We start from the raw sequence: 11,554 nt of genomic DNA, 5'->3' as shown, positions 1-11,554 counted from the left end.
TGCGGGTTGGCGGTGGGGTCCCCCGGGTTTTGTGGGGGGGGGCCCCCGGGGGGGGGGGGGGGGGGGCGGGTGGTGGGGGCGGGGGACGATTGCCGGGTGGTTCCTGATCTTTCTGTTGAGTTGACCGGTCGGTTGCGCGAGGGGTTCCTCGCCGCGGGGTACGACGCGGACGGGGTGGTCGAGGTGCTGGGGCACCAAGGCCACGCGGCGTTGGGCAGGGGTGAGCCGGAGGCGGCTCGGCGGGCTTCGCGGGACGCCGGGGCGCTGGGGACGTTGATCCGGTTGTTCCTGCTCGGGGACGCGGAGGACGAGGAGGAGGTCCGGCGGGCGCTGCCCGGGGTGGACCTGGAGGTGGCGGTCGCCAACGAGGTGCTGAGGGGGGACGGGGGCGCGCTGCGGGCCGGGTTGGACATCCGGCCTTACGGGGACGACGAGGGGTCCTGGTGGGTCGTGGCCGACCTCGACTCCGAGCAGCGCGGCGGGCCGGTGCCCGCCGACCACGTGCTGGGCGTCGGGCACGCCTCGATCAGCCTGGCGCGGGCCACGTCGCGGCGGCCGGTCGGGACGCTGCTGGACCTGGGCACCGGGTGCGGGGTGCAGGCGCTGCACGCGAGCCGCCACGCCCAAAAGATCACCGCGACCGATTTGTCCGAAAGGGCGCTCGCGCTGGCCGCGGGCACGTTCCGGCTGAACGAGCTCGAGGTCGAGCTGCGCCGGGGCGAGTGGTTCGGCCCCCTGCGCGGCCGGCGGTTCGACCAGGTGGTGTGCAACCCGCCGTTCGTGGTGGGGCCGCCGCGCGTCGACTACGTCTACCGCGACTCCGGGCTGGAGGGCGACGACGCGAGCGCGCTCGTCGTGCGCCAGCTGCCGTCGTTCCTGGAGGAGGGCGGCGTCGGGCAGCTGCTCGCCTCCTGGCTGCACCGGAAGGGCGAGGACTGGGCCGACCGCGTCGCCTCCTGGCTGCCCCGGGGCGGCGGCGTGGACGCCTGGTTCGTGCAGCGCGACGTGGCCGACCCGACCCTCTACGTCGGCACGTGGCTGCGCGACGCCGGCGTGGACCCGCGCAGCGACGAGGGCCGCGCCAAGGCGGGCGCCTGGCTGGACTGGTTCGCCGAGAACGACGTCGAGGGCATCGGCTTCGGCTTCGTCACGCTGCGCCGCACCGACACCGCCCACGCCGAGGTCGTCTGCGAGGACCTGCGCCACGCCTACGACGACCCGCTGGGCCCGGAGTCGGCCGCCTGGCTCGACCGCGTGGCCTGGCTGCGGGCGCACGACAACGACGACCTCCTCAAGACCCGCTTCGCGGTGCCGCCCACCGTGCTGCTGGAGGAGGTCTCGGAGCCCTCGGAGGACGGCTGGGAGGCGGTCGTGCGCCGCCTGCACCGCACCGACGGGCCCGGCTGGCAGCACGAGCTGGACGAGACCGCGGCGCGGCTGCTCGCCGGGTTCCGGGGCGCGCTGCCGCTGGAGGACCTGATCACCCTGCTGGCCTACGCCCAGGACCTGGACGCGGACGCGCTGGCCGCCGCCGCGCTGCCGGTGGTGCGGGAGCTGGTCCGCCACGGCATGGTCGTGCCCGCGTGAGGGCGGTTGTGGCGAGAGTCACAGAAGCCTCCGTGGTGGTGGCGGGCGAGACGGTGGGCGAGATCGCCGAGCCGGGCCTGTTGGTCCTGCTCGGCGTGCACGTCGGGGACACCGCCGACCTGGCGCCGCTGATGGCCCGGAAGCTGCACGAGCTGCGCGTGCTGCGGGACGAGCAGTCGTGCGCCACCACGGGCGCGCCGCTGCTCGTGGTGAGCCAGTTCACCCTCTACGGGGAGACGCGGAAGGGTCGGCGGCCCTCGTGGACGGCCGCCGCCCGGCCCGAGCACGCGGAGCCGTTGGTCGACGCGGTGGTCTCGGAACTGCGGAATCGGGGCGCGCGAGTTCAAACAGGACGGTTCGGGGCCATGATGTCCGTGCGGAGCGTGAACGACGGCCCGTTCACCGTGTTGGTCGAACTCTAGATCCTTCTCAGGGAATCCTCAGGATTCGCGGCGCAACCGCTGTGACGGCAGTGACGTCTTGGAGGTCGAGGAAGCGGGAACCAATTCGAGCTGGTTTGCGTTCTCCCAAGTGTCAGACCACCGAAAGGTGGACCGCGCAGCGCAGCGCGGAGTGCGCGACACGACCGCACTGCCAGCCCGCGACAAGGGGGAGGGAGCTCCATGACCGTCCCGAAGGTCCTCGACCGCGAGGTCGGGAACGAGCAGACCATGACCAGCGCCGAGATGGACCTCGACGCCCAGGGACCGGCCGCCGACCTCGTTCGGGTGTACCTGAACGGCATCGGCAAGACAGCGCTGCTGACAGCGGCCGAGGAAGTGGAACTCGCGAAGCGCATCGAAGCGGGGGTGTTCGCGCAGCACATGCTGGAGACCAAGTCCGGTCTGCCCGATGTGCGCCGCGGCGAACTTCGTGCGCTCATCCGCGACGGCCACGTCGCGAAGAACCACCTTCTCGAAGCGAATCTGCGGTTGGTGGTATCGCTCGCCAAGCGGTACACCGGTCGCGGAATGCCGCTGCTCGACTTGATCCAGGAAGGCAACCTGGGTTTGATCCGCGCGGTGGAGAAGTTCGACTACACCAAGGGTTTCAAGTTCTCCACTTACGCCACTTGGTGGATCCGCCAGGCGATCACCCGCGGAATGGCGGACCAGGGGCGCACCATCCGGCTCCCGGTCCACCTGGTGGAGCAGGTCAACAAGCTGGCGCGCATCAAGCGCGACCTGCACCAGCAGCTCGGCCGCGAGGCCACGACCGAGGAGCTGGCCAAGGAGTCCGGCCTGACGCCGGACAAGGTGTCCGACCTGCTCGACCACGCGCGCGACCCGGTGAGCCTCGACATGCCCGTCGGCACCGAGGAGGACGCCCCGCTGGGCGACTTCATCGAGGACTCCGACGCCACGGACGCGGAGAGCGCGGTCATCTCCGGCCTGCTGCAGGACGACCTGCGCCGGGTGCTGGCCACGCTGGAGCCGCGCGAGCAGGCCGTGATCCGGCTGCGCTACGGCCTGGAGGACGGCCAGCCGCGCACCCTCGACCAGATCGGCAAGCAGTTCGGCCTCTCCCGCGAGCGGGTGCGGCAGATCGAGCGGGAGGTCATGGCGAAGCTGCGGCAGGGCGAGCGGGCCGCCCGGCTGCGCGCCTACGCCAGCTGACGGGGACCCGCCGGACCGCGCCCCACCGGGGCAGCGACGCGTTTCACCCGTTCAGCCGGGTTGACTTGCGGCGCGCACGGGAGCACGGTCGTGCGTTACCAGCTCTGCGACACCCCCGCCCCATCTCGCGGGGGTGTCGCACACCGAGGAAGGTCGGGGCGGTCGGGGGCCGGCCCGGCCTTCCGCATTCCGGGGCCCGGTTCCAGTGCCCCGGCGACGCCCTCACAGCTCCAGGTACTCGGCGAGCTTCGCCCGGAAGAACGCGACGTGCGCCTCGTGCTCCTCGCCGCCGTACCCGCGCGGCACGCCCTCCACGATCATGACCAGGCACAGGTACGCCCGGTAGAGCGCCGTCCTGGTCCGCTCGGCCGCGGTGAACCCGGTGACGCCGTAGCCCGCCAGGTAGTCCTCGTCCGGCTCGGTGAACAGCGCGGTGGTCGCGATCTCGGCCAGCGGGTCGCCGAAGAACGCCCGTTCGGGGTCGATGATCCCCTCGATCCGGCCGTCGGCCACGAAGATGTTGGCCTCCCACAGGTCGAAGTGCACCAGGACGGGTGAGGTGACCTCGTCGAGCAGGTGGGCGCGGGCCGCGAACGCCGGGCGCACGTCGGGCAGCTCCACGCCGAACCGGTCGGCGTCGGCGAGCACCGCGTCGACCATGTTCCCGAACGCCTCCCGCCACGTCGCGCCGCCGGGGCCCTGGACGTAGCCGAACGAGTCGCCGGTGACGGCGTGCAGGCGGCGCGCGATCCCGCCCAGCTCGCGGCGCAGCGCCGCCCGCTCGGCGTCGGACGGCCCAGCCTCGTTCCACGGCGTGCCGCGCAGGGCCGTCATCACGAGCAGGCCGTCCTCGTGCAGGACGACCTCCGGCACGGGCAGCCCTTGCCCGGCCATCAGGCCGAACACCAGGGCCTCGGTCCGCATGAGGTCGCGCTCGTAGGTGAGCAGCGGCACGCCCGGCGGCGGCGCCACCTTGAGCACGACCTCGCGGCCGTCGGCGGCGGTGAGCCGGTAGGCGGTGTTGAACATGCCCCCGGTCAGCTCGACGTGCGCCGCGAGCGGCGAGCCGAGCGCGCGGCGGAGCAGGGCGTCGAGCTCGGGCTCGGGCAGCGTGCGCTTGGTGAGGCTGAAGACCACGACGCGAATCACACCACGCCCTGGCGGACTCGACGGCCGGATCGGTATAGGTTCGGCGGAACCCGAACGCGCGCAAGGGAGCCGCGACGTGCCCGCAGTGCCTCAGCCGAACCTCTTGGCACCCACGTTCCAGTACACCGACGTCCTGCCCCTGGCCAAGGACGAGCACACCGACTACCGGCTGGTGACCCCGGACGGCGTGTCGGTGGTCGAGGCCGCCGGCCGGACGTTCCTCCAGGTCGAGCCGTCGGCGCTGACGCTGCTCGCCAAGGAGGCGATCCGCGACATCCAGCACCTGCTGCGCCCCTCGCACCTCGCGCAGCTGCGCGCGATCGTCGACGACCCCGAGGCCAGCGGCAACGACCGGTTCGTCGCCATGGACCTGCTGCGCAACGCGTGCATCTCGGCGGGCGGCGTGCTGCCGATGTGCCAGGACACCGGCACCGCGATCGTGATGGGCAAGCGCACCGAGTCCGTGCTCACCGGCGGCACCGACGAGGAAGCCCTGTCCCGGGGCGTCTTCGAGGCCTACCAGGAGCTGAACCTGCGGTACTCGCAGATGGCGCCGGTCACGTTCTGGGACGAGAAGAACACCGGCACGAACCTGCCCGCGCAGATCGACCTGTTCACCGCGCCCGGCACGGAGCCCAAGTACGAGTTCCTGTTCATGGCCAAGGGCGGCGGCTCGGCCAACAAGACGTTCCTGTACCAGGAGACCAAGGCGCTGCTGAACCCGTCGCGCCTGGCGAAGTTCCTGGACGAGAAGCTGCGCTCGCTGGGCACGGCCGCGTGCCCGCCGTACCACCTGGCCGTGGTCGTCGGCGGGCTGTCGGCCGAGCAGAACCTGAAGGTCGCCAAGCTCGCCTCCGCCCGCTACCTCGACGGGCTGCCCACCGAGGGCTCGGCCGCGGGCCACGCGTTCCGCGACGTCGACCTGGAGCGGCAGGTGCTGGAGCTGACCCGGAACTTCGGCATCGGCGCCCAGTTCGGCGGCAAGTACTTCTGCCACGACGTGCGCGTCATCCGCCTGCCCCGGCACGGCGCGTCGTGCCCGGTCGGCATCGCGGTGTCGTGCTCGGCCGACCGGCAGGCCAAGGCGAAGATCACGCCCGAGGGCCTGTTCCTGGAGCAGCTCGAGCGCGACCCGGCGCAGTTCCTGCCGGAGGTGCAGGGCGAGGACCTGTCCGACGAGGTCGTCCGGATCGACCTGACCCGCCCGATGGCGGAGATCCGCGAGACGCTGTCGAAGCTGCCGGTGAAGACCCGCGTGTCGCTGACCGGCCCGCTGGTCGTGGCCCGCGACATCGCGCACGCCAAGATCAAGGAGCGGCTGGACGCGGGCGAGCCGATGCCGCAGTACCTGAAGGACCACCCGGTGTACTACGCGGGCCCGGCCAAGACGCCGGAGGGCTACGCGTCCGGTTCCTTCGGGCCCACCACGGCCGGCCGGATGGACTCCTACGTCGAGCAGTTCCAGGCGGCGGGCGGCTCCCTGGTGATGCTGGCCAAGGGCAACCGGTCCAAGCAGGTCACGAACGCCTGCCAGGCGCACGGCGGGTTCTACCTGGGCTCGATCGGCGGCCCGGCGGCCCGGCTGGCGCAGGACTGCATCCGCAAGGTCGAGGTGCTGGAGTACCCCGAGCTGGGCATGGAGGCGGTCTGGCGGATCGAGGTGGAGGACTTCCCCGCGTTCGTCGTGGTGGACGACAAGGGCAACGACTTCTTCGCCGAGACCTCCGCCCCGACCCTCCAGATCAGCTTCCGGAAGTAGCCGGGCGGGTCACCTCGCCGACGGCCCGCGCGGGTGTCGGCGAGGAGCGCCGGCGTCAGGAGGTCTGCTCGCGCGCCTCCAGCACGACCAGCCGGTCGCCCAGCGGCGCGTCCAGGGTCACGTCGAGCGGCACGTCGCGCAGCTCCTGCGTGCAGACCGAGCCCTCGGCGGGCGGGTAGTAGGTGGTCACGAGGGTGATCCGGACCTGGTCGGCGGACTGGGCGGTGACCTCGGCGCCGGCCGTCTTGCACCCGCCCGCGAGGCCGATCACGCGCAGCGTCCGGCCGTCCGCCGACGTCGACACCTGCCGCTCGTAGGTGTCGGGCAGCGTGCCGCCGTCGACCCGCGCGGTCGGCACGGGGGTCTCCCCGCCGGGCAGCGGGGCGGCGCTGCTCCGCGGTGGGGGCGCGGGGGCGGGCTCGGTCGTCCCCGGCAGCGAACCGCTGGCCGGGGCCCCGGATGACAACGTTGTCAACGGCCCGGACGAGGTCGTGCCGCCCGGGTTGGGCGACCGGCCGGTGCTGCCGGTGCTGCCGGTGGGGTCGGTGCCGGTGCACCCGGCGAGCGCGAGCGCGGCGAGGGCGACGGCGACCTTGGCGTTCCTCATGGTTGAAGGACGGTACTCGCCACCGCGCGGGTTGCAGGGGTGGCGCCCGGCCGACCGGGGCAGGGGCCGGCCGGGCGCCTCGGGAAGGGGTCTTCCGCCCGGTGTCGGGCCTACTTCGTGTCCTGGCGGGTGGTCAGCACGACCTCCCGCTCGCCGAGCGGGGCCTCCAGCTTCGCCGTCAGCGGCGGGTAGCGGATGTCCATGGTGCAGACCTGCTGGTCGGCGGGCGTGGTCTCGACCAGCACGACCTCGACGGTGTCGGGGCCCTGCGCGGCGATCTCGACGCTCGCCTTGCCGCAGCCGCCCTCGTGCGCGAGGACGCCGAGCGTGCTGCCGTCGCCCTCGGTCCACACGACCTTGGGCGTGTCCTCGGGCACGGCGCTCGCGTCGACCCGTTCCTCCGGCACCTCGACGCCGCCCGGCGGCACGGGGCTCTCGAACTCCGGTTCCTCCGGTGCGGACGTGGTCGGCGAGGCCGACGTGGTCAGCGTCGGGCCGCCTTCGGCACCGACCGGCGTCGGGCTGGACGAGGCGCAGCCGACGAGCGCGACCAGCAGCGCGCCCGCGCCAACAGCGGTTCCCAGGCTTCTCATGTGCAGGGGACGGAACGCGCGCGGCGCCGGGTTGCCCGGTCCTTTTGACAGTTACCCGTCCGGGTGAGTGAACGGCGGTGTGCGCCGCGTGGTGGGCGCACACCGCCTCCCGGGCTCAGCCCAGGGCGCTCTTCACCCCGGCCACGGCGTGCCGCAGCGCGTCCAGCCGCCGGGCCGAGGCCAGCCCCGCGTGGTACAGGTGGAACTCCTCGACCCCCGCCTCGGCGTAGGTCAACCACTCCTTGAGCAGCTCCTCGCCGTCCGCGGGCTTCGGCGGCAGCGCCAGGACGTACGCGGCGGTGCGCACGTCACCCGCTTCCGCGCGCAGCGCGCCGATGGCCGGCAGCGACGCGTCCACGCCCGGCCAGCAGGTCAGCGTGAGCACGTCGACGTCGGCGTCGACGCCACCGGCGATCGTGGCGAACGGGCCGGTGCCCCACGGGTCCGCGGTGGCGTGCACCGCGACGCGCACCCCCGGGGCCTGTGACCGGACCAGCCCGACCAGCTCCCGGCGCAGGGAGCGGGAGAGGTCCGCGCGCACCTCGCGCACCGGTCCCGCCAGCTCCCCCAGCGCCTCCTCCACGCTGCCCGCGCCCCGGTCGACGCCCGCGCGGACCGCGCCGCGCAGGCCCTCCGGGTCGGGGTAGCGGTCGGCGCAGGCCGCGCAGAAGCACAGGGACAGCAGCTTCTGCTGGACGGGCGTCCAGTCCGCGCCGTCGGTCTTCTCGTGGTGCCCGCCGTGGAAGAAGCCGAGCGGGCCGCACGCCTCCAGCACCACGCCGTCCGGCCGGCCCAGCTCCAGCACCTCGGACACCAGCGTCCGGGTGTAGGCGACCACGTCGTCGTGGGACGGGCACAGCGCGTACGGGTAGAGGTCGCCGAAGGCGTTGCGGACCACCAGGTCGGGGTTCGCCTCGCCCAGCCGGCTGCTGTGGGTCAGCACGGTCCAGGCGTAGACCGGCAGCCCGGCGGCCCTCAGCGCTTCCGACGCCTCGCCATAGGTGTTGTCACCGTCCACCCAGGACGGTGCGGCGGGCGCCAGCCGCGCGCCCCGCCAGACCTCCTCGCGCACGGGCAGGTAGAACGCGGCGTGCCGCGCGTCGACCATGCGGCGTTGCGGGTGGAACGGGGTCGCGGCGCGCACGGTGTGGTACGACGAGGCCAGGGCCACGGCGTCCACGCCGAGCGACGCCACTCGCTCGACCGCGGCCGGGTCCCCGACCACGTCCCAGGGGTACAGGTGGGCGACGGTCCTCACCACCGGGGGCGCTTCCTCTCGTAAGACGGGTCGTGCCGTTGCATGTAACCGGTGTCGTCGCGCTGGACGAGACCGCACTTCCGGTAGTTCTCGGCCGCGCGCGCGAGCGCGTCGCGGTCCAGCTCCACGCCGAGGCCCGGCGCGGTCGGCACCGGCACCGCGCCGTCGACGAAGGTGAACGGCTCGGTGATCACGTCGTCCGCCGAGTTCCACGGGTAGTGCGTGTCGCACGCGTAGTTCAGGTTCGGCGTGGCCGCGGCCAGGTGGGTCATGGCGGCCAGGCTGATCCCGAGGTGCGAGTTGGAGTGCATGGACAGGCCGAGGCCGAACGTCCGGCAGATCGCCGCCAGCTCCTTCGACCGCGACAGCCCGCCCCAGTAGTGGTGGTCGGACAGGACGACCTGCACGGCCCCCTTCTCGACGGCCTCCGCGACGTGCTCGAACGCGATCACGCACATGTTGGTGGCCAGCGGCATGGGCGCGCCCGCCGCGACCTGCGCCATGCCGTCGATGTCGGGCGCCGGGTCCTCCAGGTACTCGACCACGCCGTCCAGCTCGGCCGCGACCTTGAGCGAGGTCTCGGGCGTCCACGCCGCGTTGGGGTCGAGCCGCAGCGGGTGGTCCGGGAACGCCTCGCGCAGGGCGTGGATCGCCTCGACCTCCAGGTGCGGCGCGTACACGCCGCCCTTGAGCTTGATCGAGCCGAAGCCGTGCTCGCCGACCAGCATCCGGGCCTGGGTGACGATGCCGGCGGGGTCCAGCGCCTCGCCGAACCGGTCGTGCTCCGCGTCCGGGTGCCCGGCCCACTTGTAGAACAGGTAGGCGCTGTAGGGGACGGCGTCGCGGACGCGCCCGCCCAGCAGGTCGCTGACCGGGCGGCCCAGCGCCTTGCCGCGGATGTCCCAGGTGGCCACCTCGAAGGAGGAGAACACCCGGTCCACCGTCGACTCGACGGTCAGCGGCCCGGTCAGGCCGTGCCGGTCCGAGCCCGCCTCGCCGCCCAGGGCGGCCGCGACCCGCGCGTGCAACCCGTTGAGGTCGTGGACGTCCAGGCCGGCCAGCGCGGGCGCGGCGTTGCGCACGCGGTTGAGGTGGCCGATGTCGCCATAGGTCTCGCCCAGGCCGGAGACGCCCTCGTCGGTGTGGACCTCCACGATCGTGCGCAGCGCCCACGGCTCGTGCACGCCCACCGAGTTCAGCAGCGGCGGGTCGTGGAAGGCCACCGGCGTGACGGTGACGTCGGTGATCCTCATGAGGCGATGCTCCGCCCCGCGGCCACGACCTTCTCCAACTGCGCCACGTGCTCCGGCGACGGGTCGAGCAGCGGCGCGCGGACGCCGCCGACGTCCAGGCCGGTGGCCCGCACGGCGGCCTTGACCAGCGCCACCGCGTAGCCCGGCACCTGGTCGCGCAGCTCGACCAGCGGCTTGTAGAACTCGTTGAGGTAGCGGTTGACCAGCGCCTGGTCCCCGGCCTGCACGGCGCGGTAGAAGCCCAGCGAGATCTCCGGCGCGAACGCGAACACCGCCGACGAGTACAGGTCCACGCCGATGCCCCGGTACGCCGGCACGGTCAGCTCCGCGGTGGGCAGGCCGTTGAAGAACTGGAACGGCTTGCTCACGTGCTCCCGCACCGTCAGGACGATGCGCTGGAGCAGGTCGATGTCGCCGAGCCCGTCCTTGAAGCCGACCACGGTCGGCAGGCACGCGACCTCGACCGCCGTCTCCGGCGTGAACACCGCGTTGTTGCGCTGGTAGACGATCAGCGGCAGGTCGGTCGCGCCCGCCACCTCCGTGACGTACCGGACCAGGCCCTTCGGCGGGTTGGTCACCAGGTACGGCGGCAGCAGCAGCACGCCGTCGGCGCCCGCCTCCTTCGCCGTCTCCGCGAACCGGCGCGCCAGGGGCACCGGACCGCCCGCGCCCGCGAACACCGGGACCCGGCCCGCCGTGGCCTCGACCGCGACGACCACCGCCCGTTCGAACTCCGCGAGCTCCAGCGCGTGGAACTCGCCCGTGCCGCAGGCGACGAACACGCCGCCCGCGCCCGCCGCCACCCCGCGCTTGACGTGCTCGGCCAGCACGTCCTCCGCTAGCGCGCCGTCCGCGTCGAACGGCGTCACCGGGAAGAACAGCACCCCATCGAGTTGCATACCCAGACCTTCATCCTTGATCGCTCCGGTGGTGATCCCACGCCGGAAGGACTTCCGCGGCAGCCGGCGTCGCACGGACGCCGGCGCCGGTGACGCTCCGACTGCCGCTCCCCTCACCGCGCCGGGTCGTCCGAGCACGACGGCGGCGAGGTGGGGCGGTGCGGCGGCCGGTGGGTCGGCGGCGGTGGTCCGAGGGGGCCGGAGCCGCTCCCGGACCTCGGTGGAACCGAAGACCGCGACCACACCCGGCGCGGGCTTGCCCCGCGGTGAGGTGACCCGGGTGGTGGCCCGGGGCTACCGCGGTGCCGGCCGCGGTCGTGCGGTGACGACCGCGGGCCTCCTCTCTCGTCGGCGCACAGGCGGCGCGTGCGCTGACGGCGAGGTGGAGCGGAAGGGCGCCGGCGGTGGTGTGCACCGGGTGGCGCCGACCGCGGTCGTGGACCGCGGTTCCGGGGGTGGCCGGAGGGCTGTCGGCAGGGTTGGTCGGGCCGGCTGAGCCGGCCGGACTGACCGGGCCGGCCAGGGCCGCTGGGGCCACTGAGGCCGCCGGGGCGGCTGGGCGGGTCCAGCCGGGCAGGACGGCCAAGCCGGTCCAGCCGGTCCAACCGATCGCGGCAGCCTGGCGGGTCCAGCCAGCCGGGACAGCCGGGCGGGTCCAGCCGATCGGGCATGTCCAACCGGCCCAGCCGATCAGGCGTGTCCAGCCGGCCGAGCCGATCAGGCGTGTCCAGCCGGCCGAGCCGATCAGGCGTGTCCAGCCGGCCGAGCCGATCAGGCGTGTCCAGCCGGCCGAGCCGATCAGGCGTGTCCAGCCGGCCGAGCCGATCAGGCGT

Annotated in this window: 10 protein-coding genes; 4 read left to right on the top strand and 6 right to left on the bottom strand. The window is 73.4% G+C overall.

Translation table 11 applies throughout. The features are described 5' to 3' along the window. The first annotated feature begins 96 nt into the window (after nucleotides 1-96). From ACFV4N_RS22095 to ACFV4N_RS22085, 3 genes are all read left to right on the top strand, one after another. Nucleotides 97-1,587, top strand: coding sequence for a DUF7782 domain-containing protein (locus ACFV4N_RS22095; protein WP_499674455.1), 1,491 nt, complete (start codon nucleotides 97-99; stop codon nucleotides 1,585-1,587). Beyond that, nucleotides 1,584-2,009, top strand: coding sequence for a D-aminoacyl-tRNA deacylase (gene dtd, locus ACFV4N_RS22090; protein WP_499674454.1), 426 nt, complete (start codon nucleotides 1,584-1,586; stop codon nucleotides 2,007-2,009). The genes ACFV4N_RS22095 and dtd overlap by 4 nt, the downstream gene beginning before the upstream one ends. A 201-nt stretch (nucleotides 2,010-2,210) precedes the next feature. Next, nucleotides 2,211-3,203 (top strand): sigma-70 family RNA polymerase sigma factor, encoded by a 993-nt coding sequence (locus tag ACFV4N_RS22085; RefSeq protein WP_499674453.1) that lies wholly within the window; start codon nucleotides 2,211-2,213, stop codon nucleotides 3,201-3,203. Between the two features lie 222 nt (nucleotides 3,204-3,425). Here the strand turns inward: ACFV4N_RS22085 and ACFV4N_RS22080 are convergent, their stop codons facing one another. Then, nucleotides 3,426-4,340 (bottom strand): phosphotransferase family protein, encoded by a 915-nt coding sequence (locus ACFV4N_RS22080; protein ID WP_499674452.1) that lies wholly within the window; start codon nucleotides 4,338-4,340, stop codon nucleotides 3,426-3,428. 88 nt (nucleotides 4,341-4,428) lie between these two features. On the opposite strand from ACFV4N_RS22080, the gene ACFV4N_RS22075 reads away from it, so the two are divergent. Next, nucleotides 4,429-6,111 (top strand): fumarate hydratase, encoded by a 1,683-nt coding sequence (locus tag ACFV4N_RS22075; protein ID WP_499674451.1) that lies wholly within the window; start codon nucleotides 4,429-4,431, stop codon nucleotides 6,109-6,111. A gap of 55 nt (nucleotides 6,112-6,166) precedes the next feature. On the opposite strand, the gene ACFV4N_RS22070 is transcribed toward ACFV4N_RS22075, so the two are convergent. From ACFV4N_RS22070 to ACFV4N_RS22050, 5 genes are all read right to left on the bottom strand, one after another. Continuing rightward, entirely contained in the window at nucleotides 6,167-6,718 is a 552-nt protein-coding gene (locus ACFV4N_RS22070; RefSeq protein WP_499674450.1) for a hypothetical protein, read from the bottom strand. Nucleotides 6,719-6,828: 110 nt separating this feature from the next. After that, nucleotides 6,829-7,311, bottom strand: coding sequence for a hypothetical protein (locus ACFV4N_RS22065; RefSeq protein ID WP_499674449.1), 483 nt, complete (start codon nucleotides 7,309-7,311; stop codon nucleotides 6,829-6,831). A 115-nt stretch (nucleotides 7,312-7,426) separates the two neighbouring features. Beyond that, the gene (locus tag ACFV4N_RS22060) at nucleotides 7,427-8,572 is read right to left on the bottom strand and encodes a hypothetical protein (protein WP_499674448.1); all 1,146 of its coding nucleotides are present in this window, start codon (nucleotides 8,570-8,572) and stop codon (nucleotides 7,427-7,429) included. Next, a complete protein-coding gene (locus ACFV4N_RS22055; RefSeq protein WP_499674447.1) occupies nucleotides 8,566-9,822 on the bottom strand; it encodes a glucarate dehydratase family protein in 1,257 nt (418 codons plus the stop codon). Before ACFV4N_RS22055 ends, ACFV4N_RS22060 begins: the two co-directional genes overlap by 7 nt. Then, nucleotides 9,819-10,721 carry a 5-dehydro-4-deoxyglucarate dehydratase gene (locus ACFV4N_RS22050; RefSeq protein WP_499674446.1) on the bottom strand — a complete coding sequence of 301 codons (903 nt, stop codon included), beginning with the start codon at nucleotides 10,719-10,721 and terminating at the stop codon, nucleotides 9,819-9,821. Before ACFV4N_RS22050 ends, ACFV4N_RS22055 begins: the two co-directional genes overlap by 4 nt. Nucleotides 10,722-11,554: the final 833 nt, after the last annotated feature.

It is taken from the genome of Actinosynnema sp. NPDC059797 (genome assembly GCF_042732085.1).
Classification (GTDB): domain Bacteria; phylum Actinomycetota; class Actinomycetes; order Mycobacteriales; family Pseudonocardiaceae; genus Actinosynnema.
This window is presented reverse-complemented; position numbering and strand designations above follow the sequence as displayed.

Bases quoted from the DNA above. Each gene is read 5' to 3' on its own strand.
- ACFV4N_RS22055 (WP_499674447.1), bottom strand. From the start codon at position 9,822: ATGAGGATCACCGACGTCACCGTCACGCCGGTGGCCTTCCACGACCCG.
- ACFV4N_RS22085 (WP_499674453.1), top strand. From the start codon at position 2,211: ATGACCGTCCCGAAGGTCCTCGACCGCGAGGTCGGGAACGAGCAGACC.
- ACFV4N_RS22050 (WP_499674446.1), bottom strand. From the start codon at position 10,721: ATGCAACTCGATGGGGTGCTGTTCTTCCCGGTGACGCCGTTCGACGCG.
- ACFV4N_RS22070 (WP_499674450.1), bottom strand. From the start codon at position 6,718: ATGAGGAACGCCAAGGTCGCCGTCGCCCTCGCCGCGCTCGCGCTCGCC.
- ACFV4N_RS22065 (WP_499674449.1), bottom strand. From the start codon at position 7,311: ATGAGAAGCCTGGGAACCGCTGTTGGCGCGGGCGCGCTGCTGGTCGCG.